At 44.6% G+C, this 22,558-nt stretch carries 20 protein-coding genes; 8 read left to right on the top strand and 12 right to left on the bottom strand.

Annotated elements, in window-relative coordinates:
* Window positions 1-48 precede the first annotated feature (48 nt).
* Entirely contained in the window at window positions 49-1,869 is a 1,821-nt protein-coding gene (locus tag NL644_RS02705) for a bifunctional diguanylate cyclase/phosphodiesterase (RefSeq protein WP_253657946.1), read from the top strand.
* 106 nt (window positions 1,870-1,975) lie between these two features.
* On the opposite strand, the gene NL644_RS02700 is transcribed toward NL644_RS02705, so the two are convergent.
* Together NL644_RS02700 and NL644_RS02695 are read right to left on the bottom strand one after the other, a co-directional pair.
* A complete protein-coding gene (locus NL644_RS02700; RefSeq protein WP_338328546.1) occupies window positions 1,976-3,259 on the bottom strand; it encodes a peptidoglycan DD-metalloendopeptidase family protein in 1,284 nt (427 codons plus the stop codon).
* A gap of 124 nt (window positions 3,260-3,383) precedes the next feature.
* A complete protein-coding gene (locus tag NL644_RS02695) occupies window positions 3,384-4,013 on the bottom strand; it encodes a hypothetical protein (RefSeq protein ID WP_253657945.1) in 630 nt (209 codons plus the stop codon).
* Between the two features lie 203 nt (window positions 4,014-4,216).
* On the opposite strand from NL644_RS02695, the gene NL644_RS02690 reads away from it, so the two are divergent.
* The 4 genes from NL644_RS02690 (at window position 4,217) to NL644_RS02675 (ending at window position 9,581) form a co-directional block, all read left to right on the top strand.
* Complete coding sequence (locus NL644_RS02690) at window positions 4,217-4,618, top strand: GFA family protein (protein ID WP_012842460.1); 402 nt, start codon at window positions 4,217-4,219, stop codon at window positions 4,616-4,618.
* Window positions 4,619-4,770: 152 nt separating this feature from the next.
* On the top strand, window positions 4,771-5,442 hold the full coding sequence (locus NL644_RS02685) for a YoaK family protein (RefSeq protein ID WP_005391213.1): 672 nt from the start codon (window positions 4,771-4,773) through the stop codon (window positions 5,440-5,442).
* A 455-nt stretch (window positions 5,443-5,897) separates the two neighbouring features.
* Complete coding sequence (locus tag NL644_RS02680) at window positions 5,898-7,262, top strand: YjiH family protein (RefSeq protein ID WP_031780191.1); 1,365 nt, start codon at window positions 5,898-5,900, stop codon at window positions 7,260-7,262.
* A 447-nt stretch (window positions 7,263-7,709) separates the two neighbouring features.
* On the top strand, window positions 7,710-9,581 hold the full coding sequence (locus tag NL644_RS02675; RefSeq protein WP_046873719.1) for a methyl-accepting chemotaxis protein: 1,872 nt from the start codon (window positions 7,710-7,712) through the stop codon (window positions 9,579-9,581).
* A gap of 153 nt (window positions 9,582-9,734) precedes the next feature.
* Here NL644_RS02675 and NL644_RS02670 read toward each other — a convergent pair whose 3' ends face one another.
* The 3 genes from NL644_RS02670 to NL644_RS02660 all read right to left on the bottom strand — a co-directional run bounded on the left by NL644_RS02670 (window position 9,735) and on the right by NL644_RS02660 (window position 12,485).
* Window positions 9,735-10,082, bottom strand: coding sequence for a hypothetical protein (locus tag NL644_RS02670; RefSeq protein WP_074189907.1), 348 nt, complete (start codon window positions 10,080-10,082; stop codon window positions 9,735-9,737).
* A gap of 237 nt (window positions 10,083-10,319) precedes the next feature.
* Window positions 10,320-11,477: an amino acid permease gene (locus tag NL644_RS02665; protein ID WP_005391218.1), complete on the bottom strand. Its 1,158-nt coding sequence runs from the start codon at window positions 11,475-11,477 to the stop codon at window positions 10,320-10,322.
* A 696-nt stretch (window positions 11,478-12,173) separates the two neighbouring features.
* On the bottom strand, window positions 12,174-12,485 hold the full coding sequence (locus NL644_RS02660) for a hypothetical protein (RefSeq protein WP_006742087.1): 312 nt from the start codon (window positions 12,483-12,485) through the stop codon (window positions 12,174-12,176).
* A 141-nt stretch (window positions 12,486-12,626) separates the two neighbouring features.
* On the opposite strand from NL644_RS02660, the gene NL644_RS02655 reads away from it, so the two are divergent.
* Window positions 12,627-12,962 carry a helix-turn-helix domain-containing protein gene (locus NL644_RS02655; RefSeq protein ID WP_005391220.1) on the top strand — a complete coding sequence of 112 codons (336 nt, stop codon included), beginning with the start codon at window positions 12,627-12,629 and terminating at the stop codon, window positions 12,960-12,962.
* A 215-nt stretch (window positions 12,963-13,177) separates the two neighbouring features.
* Here the strand turns inward: NL644_RS02655 and NL644_RS02650 are convergent, their stop codons facing one another.
* The 7 genes from NL644_RS02650 to NL644_RS02620 form a co-directional block, all read right to left on the bottom strand.
* Window positions 13,178-13,924: a phosphatase gene (locus NL644_RS02650; protein ID WP_114322873.1), complete on the bottom strand. Its 747-nt coding sequence runs from the start codon at window positions 13,922-13,924 to the stop codon at window positions 13,178-13,180.
* 25 nt (window positions 13,925-13,949) lie between these two features.
* Window positions 13,950-14,684 carry a nucleoside/nucleotide kinase family protein gene (locus tag NL644_RS02645; RefSeq protein ID WP_114322872.1) on the bottom strand — a complete coding sequence of 245 codons (735 nt, stop codon included), beginning with the start codon at window positions 14,682-14,684 and terminating at the stop codon, window positions 13,950-13,952.
* Between the two features lie 9 nt (window positions 14,685-14,693).
* A complete protein-coding gene (locus NL644_RS02640) occupies window positions 14,694-15,212 on the bottom strand; it encodes an MltR family transcriptional regulator (RefSeq protein ID WP_031780192.1) in 519 nt (172 codons plus the stop codon).
* Window positions 15,213-15,271: 59 nt separating this feature from the next.
* The gene (locus NL644_RS02635; RefSeq protein ID WP_053316257.1) at window positions 15,272-16,543 is read right to left on the bottom strand and encodes a zinc-binding dehydrogenase; all 1,272 of its coding nucleotides are present in this window, start codon (window positions 16,541-16,543) and stop codon (window positions 15,272-15,274) included.
* 47 nt (window positions 16,544-16,590) lie between these two features.
* Window positions 16,591-18,015, bottom strand: a complete 1,425-nt coding sequence (locus tag NL644_RS02630) for a PTS mannitol transporter subunit IICB (RefSeq protein WP_114322871.1) — start codon at window positions 18,013-18,015, stop codon at window positions 16,591-16,593.
* Between the two features lie 12 nt (window positions 18,016-18,027).
* Entirely contained in the window at window positions 18,028-18,471 is a 444-nt protein-coding gene (locus NL644_RS02625) for a PTS sugar transporter subunit IIA (protein ID WP_005391226.1), read from the bottom strand.
* A gap of 431 nt (window positions 18,472-18,902) precedes the next feature.
* Entirely contained in the window at window positions 18,903-20,660 is a 1,758-nt protein-coding gene (locus NL644_RS02620; RefSeq protein ID WP_114322870.1) for an SgrR family transcriptional regulator, read from the bottom strand.
* A gap of 394 nt (window positions 20,661-21,054) precedes the next feature.
* Between NL644_RS02620 and NL644_RS02615 the strand changes: the two genes are divergently transcribed.
* Window positions 21,055-21,396, top strand: coding sequence for a helix-turn-helix transcriptional regulator (locus NL644_RS02615; RefSeq protein WP_005391232.1), 342 nt, complete (start codon window positions 21,055-21,057; stop codon window positions 21,394-21,396).
* 84 nt (window positions 21,397-21,480) lie between these two features.
* Window positions 21,481-22,536 (top strand): ACR3 family arsenite efflux transporter, encoded by a 1,056-nt coding sequence (arsB, locus tag NL644_RS02610; RefSeq protein WP_114322869.1) that lies wholly within the window; start codon window positions 21,481-21,483, stop codon window positions 22,534-22,536.
* Window positions 22,537-22,558 lie beyond the last annotated feature (22 nt).

The following is a 22,558-nucleotide window of genomic DNA, read 5'->3' as shown; positions in this document are numbered from 1 at the left end:
TTCGTGTCTCACACGATATGGTAATCACAACGCTAGGTGAAATGCTCAATGGGTCAGGTACAAATCAGTTTCCACAAAATTGATGAAATATTGAAGCTAAATGGCACGGCTCAGCTAAACCGAGTCACGTTAGATATTCATCAACAATTGCAGAGCCATTGCACTTGCGTTGTAGAAGTTGCGCATCTTCAGCATTCGGCTCATACCATCTCCTTCGCCAGCAATGGAAAAATTACAGACAATCTAAGCTACCACCTTTCAGGCACCCCCTGTGAAAAAGTGGCAAAAGACATTGGTGAACATATTTTCTATCAGGACCAAGTTTACAAACGCTTTCCTGAAGATCAGATGTTTCAAGAGGATGGTATTCAAGCTTACATTGGTCTGCCATTAAAGACACAAAATGGCGAGGTTCTGGGAATTTTATTGTCCACCTTTACCCGAAGCATCCACGCTAAGGAAGCGCAAGATATCCTCGACTTCCACCGCTTTTATGCCAATGTCATTATTCACAGCTTACGTGAAAAGTGGGTCAGTGAACGTTCAGATAAGCTTCTCAATCAGCTTAGCTATGAAGTATCGCATGATAACCTAACTGGACTGCTCAACCGTAGCTGCTTAGCTGATACCTTGGAGACATTGACGCAACAGGCCACTCGTCCATTCAGTTTGGCTTACCTAGACATCGATAACTTTAAATCGATCAATGATATCAACGGAAACTACATCGGCGACCAAATCATTAAGTTTACGGCAAACGCCATTCAACAGAGCTTGTCATCGCCAAACAACGCTTTTCGTGTCGCTGGAGATGAATTCGCCTTCATTACTTACGACGAAGATCCTGTCGCCGTGTGTCAGGAAGTACTCGACAAAATTGAAAGCGGCTACAGCGACAAATCTAACCGAATTTCTTTCACTGTTAGTATTGGTATCGCGCGCGCACCAGTACATATGTTGAACAGCGATGAGCTAATTCTGAATGCCAGTCTCGCTCTCAAAGACTGTAAAAAACATCGCGATACACGAATTCAGCATTACGACACACACCTTAGCGCCCTTTATCACCGTAGAACGCAGCTTATTGAAGCTATGCGCATTCAACTTAGCGCTGACATACATGATAGCGAAGAGTTGTATGTCGTTGTTCAGCCAATCGTAGATATCACAAGCGATCGCTGGAATTACTTTGAAATCCTAGCCCGCTGGAACAGCAATGTTTACGGAAACATCTCCCCTGCGGAATTCATTGAAGCTGCCGAACAATCAGGCCTGATTATCGAGTTGGGTGAACGTATTATTGAACTCGCATGTATCGCAAAACAAGAGCTCGAAGCCAACTTAGGATACAAAGTCAAACTCTCTATCAATTGCTCTGCGTATGAGCTGGTTGACTCTAACCGCTATATTAACCACTTAACTAACATGGTTGAAAAGTATCAGCATGAAGCAAAAGACTTTGTTATAGAGCTCACCGAGACCGTTTTACTCTCGCAAAGTGGCCGTGAACAGATGGTACTTAACTCATTGCGGTACTTAGGTTTTAAGGTCGCGTTGGATGATTTTGGTACTGGCTACTCAAGCTTGAACTATATACACAATTATCCGATTGATAGCATTAAAATCGATGCAACCTTCGTTCAAAACATGCTCTCAAATACAACCTCTGAACAAGTGGTGTTTTTGATAGCACAATTAGCAGAACTGCTTGATGTGGATTTGATTGCCGAAGGCGTAGAAGACGATAGAGCATTACAAAAATTAATTGAAATGGGCTGCCACTACATTCAAGGCTATTTCTACTCTCGCCCACACAGTGTTGATGAAATCGTACGCCTGATAAATGAACGTGAAGTGCGGAGCGCCTAAGAGCCTAAACAAGCGATGGTCATGGAATGTAAATCTAGTTAATGCACAAAGTAAAAGAGACCAAGCTATGCTTAGTCTCTTTTTATTTTTTGAGCGAAGTACTTTGTTACAGCACTGCTTTCTCTTTATCGCGTAATAGCTTATCCATTTCATCTCTGTTCGCGACAAAGGTTGCCATCTCTTTCTTAGGAACAGAGCTCGCCATTGGGATGTTTGCTCGCATAGCGTTAACTGGACGGCCGTATTCAATCAATTCATAGTGAAGGTGTGGCCCTGTCACTCGACCTGTTTTACCGGAAAGACCGATACGCTGGCCTCGAGAAACCTTTTGCCCTTTCTTCACCAGAATCTTACTTAGGTGTAAGTAACGGGTTTTGTATTTGCTGCCGTGCTCAACAACCACGTAGTTACCCGCATAAGGGTGTTTACGAGTCATGATCACTGTACCGTCACCAGTAGAAACGACTGGAGTACCGGTTGGTACGGCAAAGTCAGTACCGTTGTGCGGCGCGACACGCCCCGTTACTGGATGTAAACGATTGGGATTGAAGCCAGAACTGATACGCCAACGGCTACTTACAGGATAACGCTGGAATGCGCGCTGCAAGCTTTCGCCTTTGGCATTGTAGAATTGACCATCGGAATGAAGGTAAGCCGTGATTTCACGTCCGCGATTGTAGATCTTAATCGCCTCAATTTCGTTCTTGCCCGTTGGCACACCATTGATGCTTTGCGAACGACGAACAACTTCAAATCGATCACCTGCACGAAGATCACGCCCAAAGTTGAGTTGCTCTTTGAGTAAGCTCACAACTTGACTCACTTCTGCCGACGTTAGACCTAATCGACTTGCAGAAGAAGAGAAACTGCCTTGAATAACACCAACCAATGGTTCTTGGCTCCACACGCCAGGAATCGAGATATCGGTAAAGTCATAGCTACCATCACTATTTAGTTGGTAGACCACTTTATCTGCAATAGAAAATTGCAGTTCCATTTTCTCTAACTCGCCTGTCGCATCATCACGCCAAAAACGGAGCGTATTGCCCGGCTTTAGTGTATCAAGTGCAAGGTAGTTCAAATCCGTTTCCATTACTTTCATTAACGAGCTGTAACCGAAACCGAGCTGGCTAAAAATAGTGCTTAGGTTGTCACCAGCTTGGATTTGATATTCGAAGTTCGGGGGAGTGACAACTTCGGCAGTTGTCGCATCAAGAATTTTTTCAACGACCTGAGATTCAGGCAGGTTCAATGCGATGGTTTTGGTTAAAGATGACTCTTTGAGAGAGTGAGAAACACCAATCGCAACTAAAACTGGCAAGGAGTATAACAGCAGCGCTCTACGACTTGTCAGATTCGGCAACCGTCTTGTAATTTCATTTGTAGACACGGGAATTACTATCTCCTTTCAAACAAGGCTCATAGCTTATGCATTCCCGTATAAGAAATCACTATGAAATTTCGAGATCTAGCGCAGAAAACACTGAATTTTTACAGAACTCAAAAAAAATTCATCACTGTTGCATATGTAAGTTATTCCCTACACGCTTTAATGTGGATGAATTTAATTGATTCGGCGTATCTGCCATTGCTTGATCGTCACCATGCGCTAAATATGAAAGCGTGATAATGGCATCACTTTCCCATGTGATTTGGGTAAATTTAACGCGATCACCGACAAAAATACTGTCTAAAAGGACAACTCTGCTCGGCACGGGGTCAAACTTGAACAAGCCAACATAGTTAAACGAACCGCTACCTTGTGTCGTTACAATCATCGGTGCAGTAATCCATGAAACACCCTCAATTTCACGCTGACTAATAAACGCAGTTGGAACGAGTACCTGACCTTTTGTCGCACCTGCGTCATAATCACCTATCAAATAGCCGTTTTCTTTATCCCACTCATCAAGAAAAGTGACCGCTCCCTGCTCTGGTACTTGAATAGTCCATGGGTTGCGTGAAGTAATTCCCAGCGTCTCTTGCACAATAACATTGGTTTCTACTTCCGTTTGAGGAAACTTAGCCATGATCTCTTCTTCAGACAAACTAAAGCGATAAACACCCGCGATCACAACCACGACCAATAATACGATCGGAATAAGAAGAATAAGTGGTATCGGCAGGATTCTTTTGTGAGCCATGAAGACTTCCTTGTTTAAAGGTATAAATGAAAAAGCGAGTATAGCATTGTATACCCAAATGATTTCATCCCTTCAAGTGTTTCAAAATTAAACTAAACTGACTGTATCCAAATGATTTTCAAGCCCAGATTTCATAACTGGCCACTGACACTGCTCTCAGTGTTCCAAATTCATTGGTGTATTGGGAAGAATAGGTAATCACGATGACAACAACCATTCATACATGCGAATGCGCTTGCGGTTTAGTTGAGCTCCGTTGTAAGGGAGAACCCATCCGTACATCTGTCTGCCATTGTTTTGAATGCCAAAAGCGGACAGGCAGTGTGTTTGGGGTACAGGCTCGCTTTGATAAAGAGCACGTAACCTTAAACGGTGAAGTCACCTGCTATACCCGAATGGGGGATGATGGCAGCGAGGTTCAGTATGAGTTTTGCCCTTCTTGCGGCACGACAATGCGCTTATTGGTCTCTACATTTCCTGAAATCATGATCATTCCCGTCGGTCTTTTTACTGATAAAGAGTTCCACCAACCAACGGTTTCCATCTATGAGCAGAGGAAACATGGATGGGTGAGTTTCGAATGTACAATGGAACACATCAGGTAGGGGAAATCCCCCTCTATGTCGTTATCACGGTCAACGCAAAAGCTCTATAAATGAGATTTTTTTGAGAATGATCAACCGAGTTTTACTGTAAGGGGTTTCGTAACGCGGTGTGAGCGTTATAATCGGCTCCTAACATTTGGTGGGGTTTTATTGTGATTTCCAGACTTCCTCGTTGGGTGGAATATGGCGCGTTTCTACTTGCCCTTCTCGCGGGCTGCGTCAATGCCGTTGGTCTTCTCGGCTTTCAACATCAAGCGATAACACATCTTTCGGGAACCGTAACTCAGCTAGGGAACAGCTTGCTAACAGGTGTGGATAGCTCCATTCACCTGCTCTTCATCGTATTTAGCTTTTTGATCGGTGCTGCCTTTAGCGGCTTTTTTATTGAGAGCAGTGCGTTAAAACTAGGGCGAAGATATGGTGTTGCACTGTGCATAGAAGGGAGCTTGCTCCTACTCAGTTTGGGCTTTTTGGTGCAAGGGGATTTGTACGGCCAATATCTAGCGTCAGCAGCATGTGGATTACAAAACGCAATGATCACTACATTCAGCGGCGCAGTAGTCAGAACCACACATATGACTGGGATCATCACCGATCTGGGGATTATGATTGGAGAAAGCTTAAGAGGTCGTCAATTTGATCGACGTAAAGCAAAGCTATTCCTATTCATTTTCTTCGGATTCTTGCTTGGCGGGGTCGCAGGAGCCGCACTATTCGTGGTGTATGGATTATATACGCTCGTTTTCCCTGCAATATTGGCTTTCGCTACGGCTCTGATCTACTGGAGTTACCTTTACGTGCTTAGTCGCCAACAAAAAGCATAAAATCTCGAACCGATTGAGGCCGAATGCTTCAATCGGTTGTAGCTCAACTCTCTCACCGCTGCACATCATAATAAACGTTTTATCGTGTTGTAACGCAGCTAAAAAACCTTATAACAGCTAGGGCTAACAGGGCTTCCGGCAAAAAGTTAGTTAGATCAAAGTCACATTTGTTTAGCGTTTTATTATTCCAGTCACAATGCGCCCCATAATTCTCTGCGCTGCCCGCGCTCCGTGCTACAATTTTCTAACACAAGCAACATATTCGTATACACTTATACGTTATTTGACCAATTACCCGACAAATCGGCTGAATAACTAGATGTATTTAATGAATAGTATTGCAATGGATGCAGTTTGCGGGTACCCTCCGCAAAACTGTGATTAAATACGGATGTTTAGTGAATATTTATGTCATGGAAATGGCAAGTATTGACTAGTAGTAACACGAGACAACTATGCATAACACCACTAATGCTACTGAAGCTCCTAAGGGCAACTTTTGGATGTTTTTCATCCCTTCCCTAATCGGTCTTCTACTCTTTATGGCTCCGATCTCATACGATGGCGGCCTAACTATCCCTGTTGCGGTTATGGCAAAAGTCATCCCGGCAGTATTAGGCGATACCTTGATCGCTATCGTCACCAGTATCATCGCTTTCATGGCAGTCGCTTCTGTTCTTTGCAAAATTTTCAAGCCTGCAGCGATTTTACGTAATGGATTTTTAAACGGTCTTTTCAATCCATCGCCACTTTGGCTTATTGTTCGCTTAATCGGTGGTGCAGCCGTATTAATGACATTCTTCCAAGTGGGTCCAAAAGCGATTTGGGAAGAAAACACAGGTGGCCTTGTTCTTACCGGTCTTCTACCAACTTTGTTTGCGGTGTTCATTTTTGCGGGCCTACTCCTTCCGCTTCTTCTGAACTTTGGTCTTCTTGAGCTGTTTGGCGCATTACTGAGTAAAATCATGCGCCCGGTATTCAACCTGCCTGGACGTAGCGCAATTGACTGTATGGCGTCTTGGTTAGGCGACGGCAGTGTTGGTATCTTGCTAACCAGCAAACAGTACGAAAATAAATTCTATACTCAGCGTGAAGCCGCTGTTGTCGGGACAACGTTCTCAGCAGTATCGATCACGTTTAGCTTAGTGGTTATCGCTCAGGTACAGTTAGAGCATCTGTTCCTACCTTTCTACGGCGCAATCTGTTTAGCAGGTATTGTCGCTGCGGTTATCATTCCTCGCTTACCGCCGCTAAGCCTGAAGAAAGATCGCTACATTGATGGCAGCAACCCAGATAAAGATGCTGACGCCGTACCAGAAGGCCACACCACATTCTCATGGGGTATGGATCTAGCACTTAAGCGTGCTGGTCAGGTAACATCTGTTCAGTCGGTATTTAAAGAAGGCGTACATAACGCAATCGACATGGTGTTTGGTGTACTGCCTGTGGTTATGGGTCTGGGTACCGTGGCATTAGTGATTGCAGAGTACACTCCTGTATTTGAAATTCTAGGTCAGCCATTCATTCCATACCTAGAGCTACTGCAAATTCCAGAAGCTGTCGCCGCATCACAGACTATTGTTGTTGGCTTTGCGGATATGTTTATCCCGGCAATTTTAGCGGCATCAATTGATAATGAAATGACACGTTTTGTTATTGCAGCAATGTCAGTAACTCAGCTTATCTACATGTCAGAAGTTGGCGCCCTACTACTAGGCAGCAAAATTCCAGTAAACATTGTAGAACTGTTCGTTATTTTCATTCTGCGTACGCTAATCACATTACCTGTGATTGCTGGTGTTGCTCATCTGATTTTCTAAAATCAAAGCATCAATCAACAAAGGCTCCGCATTGTCGGGGCCTTTTTTATGTCTAAAACTCTATCTACAGCTCTATTCAGATCACTTAATTAGCAAACGCTCATAACTTACAACGAACAGCTCCAATCACGCCCCCTTTTACGACAGTTAAGTCGCTCTCATCTCACCAATAACGCCAACCTGAATCACTATGCTTTACGCAATTCTTTTCATTATGACGCTTTCATTAACAGAGCGCACAAATCTGATCAAACTCACGGTTTTTGTCGTAACTTACCGCTTTGTTTAAATTTGGTTAAAAAAGATAACAAATAGACTCATGTTTTTGACAAAGATGTCGATAAAAAAGATAACCAAACACAATAGGTTTCTCTTGATGCCGAATTCGCCCGTTCAAAAAGAGGTGAAAGCATAGTGAAGCCAACCGGGAGAATCAGAGGAAAGCTCATGAAATTTAGACATAAGGTTGTCACAGCCTCGTCATTTTTGCTGCTAATTACCGTGTCACTACTGTCGACGCAACAAGTTATGACGATCCGCTCCCAAACGCAGGAGCACATTGACTCGAGTGTGAACGAGATATTGACCAGTGTTGGCAATACCGTGCAATCAGAAATGAATGCTAAAAAGGATCTCGCTCGTTCTATTACTGAAGTTATCGAACTTAATCCAAGTTCACACAACTACGTTCAGAACATTCTTGAGCGACCAACACCAAAAGCCAGCTTTCTTGCGATTGGCTTTGGTTATGAAAGCAATGGCTTCGTGATTGAAAATGACGACGGCTGGGAAGCAGGACCAGACTACGATCCGCGTCAACGTCCTTGGTTCATCGCAGCTAAAAACAAAGGCGATTTGGTCGTAACAGACCCATACGTCGATGCGTCTTCAAAAAACGTTATCATCTCTGTTGGTACACCTGTAAAAGAAAACGGCCAGTTCTTAGCTGGTATGTTTTATGACCTCGAACTAACTACCCTTTCTGACCTCGTCAACCAAGTTAATCTGTTTGACGCTGGTTACTTATTTTTGGTCACCGCTGATGGGACAACCATTGCCCACCCTCAAAGTAAGTACAACGGTGAAAAAGTTGGTAGCTACCTGCCACAGGTTGATCTTACACAATCAACGCAACACATTGAGATCGATGGCGATCGTTATATGATTAACTTGACTCACATCCCTGGCGAGAACTGGTACGTGGGTTCAGTTATTGATGAAGCTATCGCCTACTCTGCCGTAGGAGAGCTTCGCAACAGCGCTATTATTTATTCAATCATTGCCGTGATCGCTTCTGTTATTGCACTGACTCTACTCATTCGCACGCTCATGCGTCCGCTGGACACTTTAAACAACGCGATTAAAGATGTTGCGTCAGGGAAAGGCGATCTTACACAGCGCCTTGAAACTGATACTGACCAAGAATTCTCAGAGCTTGCTACAAACTTCAATACGTTCATGGAAAACTTGCAACAGCAAATTATTGAGTCGAAGAGTATTTCTGATCAAATTTTGAATGGCACTCAAATCACCGCTGAGGGTGCAAAAGATTCGGCTGGTGCTATTCAAACTCAGCTACAAGAGCTAGAACAATTAGCCACCGCGATGCACGAGATGTCTGTTACCGCGACTGAAGTTGCCAATAATGCGCAAGGCGCAGCAAGTGCAGCCAAAGAAGCTGATCAAGCAACGGTTGAGGGCTCTTCTGTGGTCGGTGAATCGACACAAACGATCAACATGCTTTCCGATAGCATTGACCTTGCTGTCGAAGAAGTGCAAGTGCTTGAATCGGCAACCGCCAACATCGAAACGATTCTAAAAGTCATCAACGATATTGCGGACCAAACGAACTTACTCGCGTTGAATGCCGCGATTGAGGCTGCACGTGCGGGAGAATCTGGCCGAGGCTTCGCCGTCGTTGCTGATGAAGTTCGTACACTGGCGCAACGAACTCAAGAATCAACAACAGAAATTCGTACTATGATTGAGCAGTTGCAATCTGGCGCATCATCTGTGGCAAATGCTATGCATCAAAGCAAGGGTAGCGCTGTAGAAGCCGTAGAAAAAGCAGACTTGGCAAACAACGCGCTACAACGTATTCGTGATGCGATTCAGCGTATTTCTGATATGAACTTACAAATCGCCTCAGCGGCGGAAGAACAAAGCTTAGTTGCGGAAGAGATCAACAACAATACGGTGAATATTAAAGACCTATCGACTCAAGTCGCCGAATCTGCAAATCGAACTAACGATGCTATGCAGGCACAGCAAGAAGATGTACATAAACAAGATCAAATATTAAACCGATTTACAGTCTAGTCTTCACCTAAACAAAAACAGCGAGCCAATGCTCGCTGTTTTTGTTTTTAGACCTCTATCGCAGTGGTATCTAGACTTAGAACGCCTAGTTTTTAGTGTTGTTGCCACTCGGCTCAAAACTGTTATCACGCTTGCTATGCTGCCTTTCCCACTCTAGTTGAATTCAACATGGATATAGCGGTCATTGGAGCGACGATAGAAACGATCATCCACTTTTAAATAGGTGAAATCTCCAATCTTTATGTAGGTACTATTACGAGGAATTCGGTCGTGGTAGTAGTAACTGCGTCTTGGTCGTCGAGACTCCACATAAATAACGTCACGATGTTTATACTTATGCTTATGTTTATGCTTGTGCTTGCGTTTATGATGATGGTGATGCTCATGATGGTGATCATATCGATGACCATGCCTATGTTTCGGGTCAGCCATCACTTCTGTACTAAACACACCTAAAGACAATATAACGCCAACCATGGCAAAAGATAATTGCTTTGACACAACAGAGCCTCTTATTAATATCAATAGCAACATAATAGGTAGGTGAATCACTGCACATGTCAGTCTTTCGCCAAGGAGTTTTACTACAAGGTCAAAGCTTATCGTGATTATCAGAGAAAGGTAAAGTATCACTGATATTGATAACTTTTTAAGTCTTCTGTGTTTGGGTTATAAACACAAAAAAGCCGCCCGTTATACACAACGGGCGGCTCAGTTTTCAAATAAGCTAGCGTGATTTTATACTGCTTGGGCAAACAGCAAGAAACAGCCGAACAGGAAGATCATGCTCATTCCCATTACGCCGCCACCAGCTTCATAAATATTGTCATCTTCTACTGGTACTCGACGCACTTTCATTGTCATTGATAATGGAACAAAGACCGCGAGAAACACAAGAATAATCCCCGCGTAGCTAAGAATAGCCAAGAAGTGTTCTGGCGCAAATACAGCACCTAGTAGTGGTAGCACAAACGTGGTAACAAAAATCACCGGCTTGCTTGCTTTCAGTAGGTCTGCATTTTGATCGTATAGCGCCATTGCCACACCTAAGAACGATGTTAACAGTGCTAACCCAGTGAACATGGATAGGATAAACTCCAAACCCTCGTATTGCTGACCTAATACCGAGATCAACTCCGTTACGTTGGAGTATTGAACAAGCTCATGAGGTGGTAGGTTACCGACAACTGCTAACAACCATAATAAGTAACAAACAAGCGGAATAGTTGAACCCACGATAATCATATTACGCAGTTGTGTTTTGCTCGCTTCTTTGTTGTAAGTTACAAGCGATGGGATCACGACCATAAAACCGAAACTGGTGAAAAGCACCGAGCTTGTCTTAATTAGCGCCATCTTATCGTCACTCACGACTTCATCAAGTCCCTCAAACGAGACGCTTGGTGCAAGCGCAAAAAGTGTCAGAATCAGCGCCACGATCATGCCAAGGAACAAACCGCGATTAAGCTTATCTACAACCCCTGTACCTGCCGAAACAATGATACCGACTAAAAGAGTAAAACCGACTTGGCTTGCGATCGTAGATGTTGGCAGCCCAATTGAGGCTGTTACTTTTTGTACGAGATCACCCGCACCAATGATATAAGCCATCAATAGACAAACTAACAGGGCGTAAAGCAAGCTGTTGGTTACCAACTGGCCACCTTTACCTAGCGTTTCGCGAGCAATTGCATTCATGCTCACGCCGCCGCCTACTTTGCAACTGGCCTCAAGAAGGAGCAGCGCAGCGTAAGTCGTCCCAGCCCAGATGAATAACATAAGAAGAGTGCCCCAGAGGAGGCCAAATTGAGCAAGCACCATTGGTATAGCAAGCATACCAGCGCCAAGAGCAGTACCTGCAACGATCAGGGAGCTGCCGACAAGTTTTAGGTTCACGGTTAATACCTCTAAATTCAATCCGTTTATTTCTCGCCAGTTGTGCTACATCCAAAGCACACCCAACAAAACGCTCTACTCAACCAAAATTTGGTTACAAGAACCCTATATGGCTAAGAAAACATGCAGCAAAAGGTGGTTAAATCAATTGCACATGAACACTTGAGAGTCGTTTTGGGCGATGTCATCGTTGATGAAATGCGCACAACTTTGGGTTCGAAGCAAAATTGTTCATCTTAATTCATCAACCCCATTCGTTGTGAATGGATTTGGTTCGAAAAGATTGTAAGGCATAAGCAGGACGATTGAAAAGCAAAAGGTCAATCTTATAGCGATATATTTTAACAACTCTCCTCATTCACCTAAGATGTGTTGTTATTTTCATCACTAATCAGTCTTTTATCGCCTAATGAGAGTAAGAACGTGCTCAACCGCTCAATTTTGGATGGGTGTACAAATTAATTTACAGTTCAAGTAAAGGTGTTAGATTCCAGGGGCGTAGCCTAGATCGGACAATATCGCTATTATTCGCTGCGTACCGACACTGTTCGGTTCACATACCTCTAAACACTGATTTACGGTTCGAAACTATAGGTAAATGAGTGTCCGAATGCTGGGTGTGGTTCCCCAGCATTTGCATCTTTTCTTTTTGGTGTTATCCAAACTGTCTAAATCTAAGCTAGCTTGCCCATTCTATTAATACGCTTTATCTAACGCTCCGATGATATAAGTTAATGCTGAAACGCCCATATCCGCGACCTGCTTCTCAGTCACACTCATATTTTCATACGCAATCTGCAACTCTACCTCACCTATCGATTCTTTATGAAGATAAAGCTCTTTGTAGTTCATCAACCTCTGTTGAGACTGTCGAGTCAGAGCGACAACATTTTCTTTAGTGACACGATGCTGCTCATTAAGCTCGCTAAATAATTGATCTAAAATGCGTTGCATTTTGCGAATTGAGGATTTTGTCTCGATTGATTTGTATGATTGATACTTTTCCATTGAGTTTATAACTGACTAAAATATGTACATTTTTATTAGATAGCTATTCTTATACTGATTGCAAAACAGGTAAATATGAGATGGTTAAACTGGTCCACTTCTTGCTTTATTTAGGTCAAAACTGTCCTTTCAGGAGAGCACATGCAGGTCGATCCTATTATTGAAGCACTGATTGCGAGAAGGAAAGCGAGTGGCCTCTCCCGTGAACAAATGGCAAACATCGCAGGGATGAGCGTGAAAACGTATCAACGGATAGAGCGTGGAGAATCCGACCTGAAACTTTCCCAATATCGCTCCATACTGCGCTCTCTGCATTTGACCGATCTCGACATCGCATTGGATATAAGAGACGTTCAACACGTAACAGCAGATGATCTAATGGCCGTTGCACGCTTGCTGTCTCCTGAAGCTCAGTCCCTACTTGTTCGCCTGTTATCGCTCGTTATTGAACAGCGGAACACAAAAAGCGGCTCATAACCTTATGACTGATTAAGAGCAATAAAATTCCCGCTCGGCCTATAATATTCTCGAATTATGGCCTTCGTTCCCTTTTTCATTGATTCCTCTTTTCACGCTTTATATGACAGTCGCGTTGTCTGTTCTACGCCTCCCCAAAACGAATAAAACCCGCAGCTTGGCGGGTTTTAGGGCTGTATAAGAAAATACTTCGTTTAATGTGTTTGGGATTTTACTTAGTAAAAATCCTTAAACTCTGGAATCCTCGCCTTACCTCTCAGCAATAAGAAGTTCAAGAATCGGCTCGTCGACGTAGTGAGTATCTTCTCTTTTTCCACACCGTGTTTTTCCAGCAAAGCAATCGCCAAATCTAACTTAGAGATCTCTTCACAGAAGTGCGCATCAGATCCGGTACTGAAGTAAACGCCAATCTCTTTGCCCAGCTCGACAATGCGATCACAACGAGAATCACTGCCCTTACGGCTTTTGCCTGTCAAAGATGTATTGTTAACTTCAACCGCAACATTGTTCTCTTTAGCACAGCGCAGCACCTGTTCCATATCGAATGGGTAATTTGGGTTACCTAAGTGACCGAGAACATCCACCCTGCCGCTTTTAATCGCATTTATCAGAGCGGCAGTATGCTCAGCTTCGGTTGCGGGCTTGAATACGGGTTCATGGAAACTCGCAATCACCCAGTCAAGATGTTGGTCAGAAGACGATGGTAAGTCTATCTCCCCTTTCACATTCAGCGTGTTGGCTTCGACACCACGGAGAATACCTACATCGTGTAAAAAGCGGGGCAAAATTCTTTGATTATTGAAATGCCAGTAGTGAGGGGCTCCTGGCATTTCGGGAGCATGATCGGTGGTACAAAGAAGTTTTAGCCCCTTATTCTTGGCTGCCAATGCGTTCTCTAAAATGGTGCTATAGGCATGTCCACTGGCAATAGTATGGGTGTGGCTATCAACGACGATATCCATGGTGACCTCCTAAATTGTGGACGAATTATCGAATTTCGAACGAACCGTTTTGATTGAGAAACAGCGTGAGATCCGCTGGAATTGAGTGATTTAAAACCTTATCTACATTTACGGCATCTGAGTTGAAATAAAACTCCAATGCAGCTTCTGGCTCTGTACCACCACGAATCTTACGATTGACTAAACGCTCTTGTAGAAACTCAGGCTGTGTATCTACAAAGACGGTAAAATCGGCCAAACGATGCAGTTCATTCCACACCGGTTCATTAAGCAGTAACCAATTCCCCTCAACGACAACCACATTCCGATTTACCAAAATGGCGTCGTCGACTGGATCATGCAAATTGCGGTCGTAGTAAGGCCATTTCGGATCTTTCACTTTGAGCTGTTTGAGCTTGTCGATAAGCTCCGTCAGATTAAATGTTTGATAGGCCCCCTTAATACTGCGCAGAGACACGAGCTCGCCATCTCGTTCAATCGTATTGTTGTCGAGGATCTCATTTGGATAATGGAAACCATCAAACGGCAGCACTTGTAAAGGCTCTTGGCTTTCATCTTGTTCCGACAGGTATTCCCAGAACGCAGCGAGTGTCGACTTACCGCTGCCCGGAGGGGCACACAAGAACACCACTATGCGTTCCTGCTTCTCATGGTAGAGGCGAGTAAATTTTTCGATAAGAGGCTGATGGATTCGTTTTACGTCGGCATCGGGAAAGGTTGCTTCGGTTTCGAAGCCACTGACGTTTAAATTCACTTTCATGGTGCACCCTTATTGATTGATCTCCCCTTCGATTCTTTCTATCAACATTTCACACGACAGCTTCAACACTGTTTTGATGAGAGATTCGTATCTCATTTGCGAAAAGGACTCAAACGAAGAGAACTTAAGCTGATTGATCGACTCAAGATAAAAGCTGTCTTGCTGAGAAGAGAGTACCGCTTGGTTTTTGATGAAGTCATAAATCACGTCATCCGCGAATTCGACTTTCTCCGGTTGGCTAACCACATACTCCAACACCTGATCGTACAACCCGATATCGGCGTAAGTTTCCAAAGAGATTTTCCCCATCGCAAACATCAGCTTCGATACCACATCGGTTGTTGCTAACGGACCATCTTCTTTCAATAAAGGATCCACAGCATACTCCTTCACAAGGTCGTCTTGAACGAACACTTTCGGAAGCAGTGCTTTTAACTTGAGGTTAATTATTTTGTTAGAAACCTGAAGAAACGCAGTGGCATTTTCGCACTCGTCCAGTTTCTCCAGTAATTCATCTTCACGTGACAACGTATTATGACCTCTCCATTGTGTGGCAGCGCAAAGGCTACCACACATGTTCGTTGCAACTAAACCGTTAAGCTCACGTCATAAAACTCAAGTAACGCTTTTTCTGCATGTGCGTTCCACACATAGTTGTTCGCGCACAAAATCGCATCGAGTTCCGCAAAGAACGGGTCTTGGTCTGCCAACGATAAAAAGTCATCAATCGCCGTCAATGGCAGGTCAATATGTGGGTAAATCAACTTCTTACCGCCCGGAATATCCAACTGATTCAGAATCGTATGTGGCGCAGCTTGTAAACCACCAACATGTGTGATCATGAACGATGGATTGATCTTGCCTTGCGAGGAAAGCTCAATAGATTCCACCATGTCACCCTTTGAACCACCGGACGTCCCTACAATATGGGTTGATTCGTAATGCACGTTGTAGAAGTTAAACGGCACTTTAAAATTCTTATCCGTTGGGCCAGCAAAGAAGTTGAGGCAGCCATCATTGCCAAGTAGCTCATCGGCTTGTTCTAGCACTTGAGCAACCGCCGCGTAGACCATTACATCGTCGTAGCCTTTGCCACCGTTGAGTGCTTTGAGATACGCGACCGGATCGTCTATTTGAGCGGTATTCACGTAGTGCAGTTCTACGCCCTGCTCTTTAGCTTTTGCAACCGGAATGAGGCTTTCAGCTCGGTCTAAACGCGCAGCGTCGATGTCCGTCACCACGATCAGTTTTGGCTTTACAGGGCCGTTAATCGCGTAGTCAATTGCACCAATCCCCATTGGGCCAGCACACGCCAAAAGCGCTAACGCACCACCTTCTTTAATGCCCATATCGTGCTCGTACACGTATTGCGTGGTGTGGTAGCTCGCATGGTACGCACCGATAATGCAAGACATTGGCTCAGCCAGCGACGCATCAGCAAAGTAATCGCCGTGGTAAGGCAGCACGCAGCCTAGGTCGATAGCGATTTTAGGAATAATGGAATACGTCGCGTTACCGCCAAATGTCTCATAGCTGTAGCCCGCCGAGTAGCCTGTTGGCAAGCCCATGGCAGGTTGCAAAACAAAGTAGTCACCAGCTTTGAATTGATCTTTTAGATTCTCACCGACTTCAACAATCACACCTGCATATTCATGACCTGTCATTACTGGCACTTCGTCAATGTTTTCAGGAACGCGTTTGTGTTTGCTACCTAACAATGCTGCTTTGTAAGTGGATAGACAAATGCTGTTTGAAATGTTTTTAACCAGAAGTTCGTCGGCTGAAATGTTTGGTAAATCAAAGGTTCTTAATTGAACGTTTTTCTCACCACAGATAACCGCTGCCGTTGTTTGTACCATGATTTCTCTCCTAATTGGGGCGATACCTGCCGCCCCAAACTGCATTGTTAGGCTGGTTGCTCAGTCGCGACCGTTTGTTGCTTAATCTTATCCATCAGCTCGTCAAGCGCTGGGTCGTTGAGGAAGTTCTTGATCGTTACGACTGGTAAACCTGTCGCGTTGACTGCGCGGCTTTCTAAGCTCTCATGTGTCACGACGATATCGGCTTCACTCGGGACTTTCTCGATGGCAAAGTTCTTCACTTCAATCTCTATCCCAGCTTGTACTAGCTTGCGTTTGAAGGTCGAAGCGCCCATTGCACTAGAGCCCATACCCGCATCACATGCGAATGCGACAAATGAAATTGTCTTGCTCGGCTCTTGCGTCGTCGCAGCTGCAACTGGCTTAACTGCGCCTTCTGCTTTCATCTCTTTCATGTCAGAAACTGACTTCTCAAACTCGCTTTCTTTTTCTTCTGATTTGCTCACCTTCAGAATCGCACTTGCTACCAAGAAAGAGACAATCGTTGCACTTGTCACACCTGCGATGGTCGCGATGAAGCTACCTTTCGGAGTAAGAGCAAGGTAAGAGAAGATAGAGCCTGGACTTGGACCCGCGACCAAACCGGCATCGAATAGGTTGAAGGTTGCGATGCCTGTCGCCGCACCAGCAATCATTGCCACAATCATGATTGGTTTCATGAGTACGTATGGGAAATACAACTCATGAATACCACCAAAGAAGTGAATGATGATGGCACTTGGCGCAGAACGTTTAGACAAACCCTGACCAAACTTCGCGTAGGCCAGCAGCATACCAAGACCAGGGCCTGGGTTAGACGCCACCATAAAGAAGATGGACTTGCCCGTTTCTGCGGCCGCTTGCAGGCCTAGTGGGTAATAAATGCCTTGGTCGATAGCATTGTTTAGGAACAGCACTTTCGCAGGTTCGTTGATAATCGCAAGCAGAGGAAGGAATCCCGTTGCCACCAAGGCTTCGATGCCTGATTTCACAAACAAGTTTGCCGCTGTTACCGCAGGACCAACAATCTCGTAGGCGAACAGACACAGAATCATGCCCACAATACCTAGTGAGAAGTTGTTCACGACCATCTCAAAACCAGAAGGTATGCGGTGTTGAATACGTTTATCCACTTGCACCACAATCCAAGCGCTCAGTGGACCCATGATCATTGCGCCAACAAACATCGGTATATCAGCCCCGACAATCACGCCCATCGTACCGATAGCCCCCGCTACCGCGCCGCGTTTTTCACCAACAATCTGACCACCGGTGTAACCAATCAAAAGTGGCAGCAAGTAAGTGATCATTGGCCCCACGAGTTCGCCAAAGGCTTCGTTTGGCATCCAACCCGTGGGAATAAAGAGTGCAGTAATAAAGCCCCAAGCGATAAAGGCTCCGATATTTGGCAGCACCATGGCGGTCAAATGACCTCCGAAGGCTTGCACATTAGCTCGCATGTTTGCTTTCACGTTATGTTCCTTTTAGTATGCTTTTATTATGTCTAGCACTTGTTCTTTGGAAGAGGCTTGTGCCAGTTTTGCAATGTTCTCTTCATCCACAAACATCTCGCTCAACGCTTGAATCACCTCAATGTGGGTATCAGAGTCTTTCGCAGCTAAGGTAATAAGAATATTGGCCGGACCGAGATCCGATCCAAAATCAACAGGTGACGGGAAAATATGGATGCCTAAGCCTGTTTTTAAAACACCAGTTTCAGGTCGGGCATGAGGCATTGCCAATCCAGGGCATAACACATAGTAAGGACCGTTTTCTTCCGTTGAACGGATGATTGCATCAGCATAATGCTGGGAGACGTAACCTTTATTTTCTAGGTATTGAGTGGTCTTTTTAACCGCATCTTGCCATTGGTAAGCGCGATCATTAATTACATCTACTAGTTCGTGGTCGATTAACTCGTACAACATATTTAACCCTATCAACAGTTCGTCATCTGATGGGTTAATTATCAATAACAGAGTCCCAACCGCGCAACCGAGCTACTTTTGCGCTTCGAGTCACACTTTAAAGCCTGTCAATTTGTTTAAATGGACAGAGCTCAAAAATCCCACACGTAAAAAATCTACAAATTTTATTTGAGCAACAAGTCAATAGACGAATTTTGAATACAATCACCTTCTCGAAAATATTCTTAAAGTTACATTATTTAAATCAGATCACATTAGACCTATTGACTCGATATAATTCGTGATTAATTTCAAAGTTCATTTCGGACCGTTTCTTGATCACTCGCGCTCAAACGTAGATAAGCATCACACTTGTTGGCTAGAAAAAATAAAAACGTCACTGGCTTTCACCAAATTGCAGACACAAAAAACCGCCATTCAGGCGGTTTTGATCAGTCCGCAGACCAAACGGATCGTATGTCTGGCCATCCCCAGTTTGTGAGTGCGACATCTTCCAAGACCCCTTGAAAACGTAGCGTCTGAGTATGGTGGAACATCGGTGCAATCCAATACTCGCTAATCAAAGTGGACGCAATCGGCTCTAACGCGCTCAGGTAATCTTCAAGCGGTGAGAATGCACGGACATTTTCCATTTGAGCATCCAACCACGCCGCATTTTGCCCCCCCAAGGTGTGGTAAAGCACGGCATTGCTAAAGAAGTTGCTAAACGCAGACGCATGACGGTTATCGTCCAAGTTGATATTGGTGACAACCAGAGTCTCATCTAGCGTGCCGTTTTTGGCTTTCTCGCTCAGTTCACGGTAGGAGTACATAACGATCTCCACTCGGCTGCCCGCACGCTCTAAACGCGAAGAAATCGCTCGTGCGCACCGGCGTAGCGCCGTGTAATTGTACCCTGCGATGGTGATCAGCTTTGGCAACTTGACCGCATCTCCAAAGGGGCGCAACACTGGCTTCCAGTTAGGCAATAAGTTATAAGCAGGTATGCTCCCAAATATAATGTTTTCATTACGCATCACGTCAGCTAGCAGTTCAGGTTGAATCAATTCACTGATGTATCGGCGCTGGGCCTGAGACAAAGCGTGCTTTGCATGATGGTTAAACAGTGCGAACAAACAACCGTCTTCCGTTCGACTGCGTTTACTCGCTGGTGATACTTCACTGTTTGGCGTCGACATATAGTGGCTGCACATGTCATCAGCAGAATCAGGTTCTGGTTGCAATGTGTTTGCGGCAAGCGATGGATTTTCCATCTGTTCATCGTTGACGATCCATATCGTCACAAAATCCGTTAATACTCGACACGCGTAATAGCCATCAAACGCTTGCAGTTTCAAACGGTTTTCACTGTGCTCAACGACGGAAAATGGACCACTCCCCACCACCAACTTGTTGTTAGCAACGTTCACCTGACTCACGGGCTGAATGCCATATTTCACGCCAGAAATAAGTCCAGCAAAACCCAAGTCAGGTCGGTTAAGCTTAAAAACAACCTTCAATGGATTAAGTGCCGTAATGTTGGCAACATGCGCCAGCTCTTTTTCGTAGTATTCCAAAGAGCTTAATTTGGCGAACAAACTCACCACCGTGTCGGCATCGATTGGGTTGCCATTATGAAAAGTCAGCCCCGGACGAAGATAAAATGTCCATTCGTACAAGCTGTCATCATAACGCCAATGATGAGCCAGCTCTGGCTGCACCTGCCCGTTGTAATCGCTCGAAACCAAACAACAATAAATTTGGCGAAGCAAAAAACGTTCACTACTTCGCTGCAGTTGATGCGGAACCACACGCTCGAACATGCGTTTGTAGGTCAGCTGAATATTGAGCCGCCCCTCTTTTACCGATGCGCCCGACGTTGTTTTGAGGAGTCGCCCAAATGCAGCTTCATCTTCATCCAGAATCGACAGCGCTTTCTCGTACTTACCAAGCTTGATTCGCTCTAGTGCAAGGCTTTCTTTTAGCGCGCTGAGTTCAACGTTTAACAACAATGTTGAACGCTGGTTCCGTCCCGGTTTTGGTCGCCAACTTAACCACGCTATCTCTTGCATCTGCGCCAGCAAACTGCGCGCATGACGAGGCGAAGTAAACAACAAATCGGCGATTTCTTGCAGCGTGGTTTTTGCTTCATTACCAACACCAAAAGAGAGCAAGCGTTGGTAATAACGAAATAAGTTGAGATCAGACACCGCACGCACCTTAACTCTAGGAGGCCATTCAATAGGCGTATTTTACTGAACTTGGCGGCAATAAAATAAGAAAACTTCCAAACACTTTGTTCCCCTTTTACTAACATTTCGTGCTTATATTGTAGGAAAACCCCACCAATTCGGTTTTATCAGGAATAAAGCGAAGAAATCTACTCTCTTTTTCGCCTCCCCTTTTTTCACCATACTGATTTAGCGAGCAGGAAATATAGAAAATTGTTCATAACCTAACCCCCAAGCAGAACTTAGCTCCTGATACCACACCCCCAATTCGTCGTATCTTTAAGTTCTGCTTTTTTACTGCCAACAGTTGCGCCTTAGAAAAAGCACACGTACACTTAATCGTAATTCGACGATTAACTATAAAGGTCTGCTCATGAGCAACAAATGCAGCGAAACATGCGAAATTGCTTTTGAAGCCACGCAAAAACAACTGGATAAAGAGCAAGCACTCGCCGCTCAAGCAAAAGCGCTGTCTCATCCTGCTCGCTTACGCATTCTGCATATTCTTCACACTTTAGACACTATGGGCGGCTGCTTAAATAGCGATTTAGTCTCTGAGTTAGGTTTAGCGCAATCGACTGTATCAGAACACTTACGTATTCTAAAACAGGCAGGGTTTATCAGTGCAGAACCTAACCCGCCAAAGGTTTGTTACCGCATTCAACGTGAAAAACTGAACGCGTTTAACGCTCAATTTTCCGGTTTATTTAGCTAAGACACATTACGCGCTTTCCATGCGCGCAAAGATAAACTATAACCTTATATATCGCCTTTCGACGATAAACGAATAGAGATCACTATGACGACTGAAGTTTTAAATAGTGCCAGCGAAAAAATGAGCTTTCTTGACCGCTACTTAACGGTTTGGATCTTTGTCGCAATGGCCATCGGCGTGGGGATAGGCGCAGCCTACCCGCAAGTAGCAGAATGGAACGAAGCAATGTCCGTTGGTAGTACGAACGTACCACTCGCCATTGGTTTGATTTTGATGATGTACCCACCACTCGCCAAGGTGAACTACGGTCTATTAGGAACGGTAACGAGAGATAAAAAAGCCATCACGCTGTCTCTGGTTATGAACTGGATCATCGGCCCAATCCTGATGTTCGTTCTTGCTTTAACCTTTCTTGGTGATCATCCAGGTTACATGGTCGGTATTATTTTGATTGGCCTTGCACGCTGCATCGCTATGGTTTTAGTGTGGAATGATATTGGCGGCGGCAACAAAGAATATGGCGCGGCCTTGGTGGCATTAAATAGCGCATTTCAAATTCTGACTTACAGCGTTATGGCTTGGCTATTCATCACCGTACTTCCACCGTTCTTTGGCTATGAAGGTTTTGTGGTTGATATTTCCATGGGAGACATTGCGGAAAGCGTATTGATTTACTTAGGCATTCCGTTCCTCGCTGGTTTTCTCAGTCGTAAATGGTTAGTCGCTGCAAAGGGTGAGAAGTGGTACAACGATGTGTTTATTCCTCGAATTTCACCCATTACTTTGATCGCTTTGCTCGCCACCATCGTGCTGATGTTCAGCCTCAAAGGAGAGATGATTTTACAGCTACCAATGGATGTGTTCCGCGTGGCAGTCCCACTAGCGATCTACTTCGTATTGATGTTTTTTACCAGCTTCTTTATCGGGAAGAGAATGGGCATCCCCTACGATAAAAATGCCTCCATCGCTTTTACGGCGACGGGCAACAACTTCGAGCTGGCGATCGCGGTTTCCATTGCTGTATTTGGCCTGAACTCCGATCAAGCATTCGCTGGCGTGATTGGTCCGCTAATCGAGGTTCCTGTTCTGATTGCTTTGGTTAACATCGCGCTGCGGATGAAAACCAAATACCAGAGCTAAAATTGGAAACATAAAGATCGAG

It is taken from the genome of Vibrio sp. Y10_XG_PY6 (genome assembly GCF_024181795.1).
GTDB lineage: Bacteria > Pseudomonadota > Gammaproteobacteria > Enterobacterales > Vibrionaceae > Vibrio > Vibrio diabolicus.
The sequence above is the reverse complement of the archived record's forward strand: the minus strand, read 5'-3'. Positions and strand labels throughout refer to the sequence as shown.

Excerpts from the sequence above, each read along its gene's own strand:
- NL644_RS02705 (WP_253657946.1), top strand. The coding sequence starts at position 49 with ATGGGTCAGGTACAAATCAGTTTCCACAAAATTGATGAAATATTGAAG.
- NL644_RS02635 (WP_053316257.1), bottom strand. The coding sequence starts at position 16,543 with ATGGTACAAACAACGGCAGCGGTTATCTGTGGTGAGAAAAACGTTCAA.
- arsB (WP_114322869.1), top strand. The coding sequence starts at position 21,481 with ATGACGACTGAAGTTTTAAATAGTGCCAGCGAAAAAATGAGCTTTCTT.
- NL644_RS02655 (WP_005391220.1), top strand. The coding sequence starts at position 12,627 with ATGCAGGTCGATCCTATTATTGAAGCACTGATTGCGAGAAGGAAAGCG.
- NL644_RS02690 (WP_012842460.1), top strand. The coding sequence starts at position 4,217 with ATGACAACAACCATTCATACATGCGAATGCGCTTGCGGTTTAGTTGAG.
- NL644_RS02675 (WP_046873719.1), top strand. The coding sequence starts at position 7,710 with ATGAAATTTAGACATAAGGTTGTCACAGCCTCGTCATTTTTGCTGCTA.
- NL644_RS02650 (WP_114322873.1), bottom strand. The coding sequence starts at position 13,924 with ATGGATATCGTCGTTGATAGCCACACCCATACTATTGCCAGTGGACAT.
- NL644_RS02680 (WP_031780191.1), top strand. The coding sequence starts at position 5,898 with ATGCATAACACCACTAATGCTACTGAAGCTCCTAAGGGCAACTTTTGG.
- NL644_RS02695 (WP_253657945.1), bottom strand. The coding sequence starts at position 4,013 with ATGGCTCACAAAAGAATCCTGCCGATACCACTTATTCTTCTTATTCCG.
- NL644_RS02660 (WP_006742087.1), bottom strand. The coding sequence starts at position 12,485 with ATGGAAAAGTATCAATCATACAAATCAATCGAGACAAAATCCTCAATT.
- NL644_RS02625 (WP_005391226.1), bottom strand. The coding sequence starts at position 18,471 with ATGTTGTACGAGTTAATCGACCACGAACTAGTAGATGTAATTAATGAT.
- NL644_RS02615 (WP_005391232.1), top strand. The coding sequence starts at position 21,055 with ATGAGCAACAAATGCAGCGAAACATGCGAAATTGCTTTTGAAGCCACG.
- NL644_RS02645 (WP_114322872.1), bottom strand. The coding sequence starts at position 14,684 with ATGAAAGTGAATTTAAACGTCAGTGGCTTCGAAACCGAAGCAACCTTT.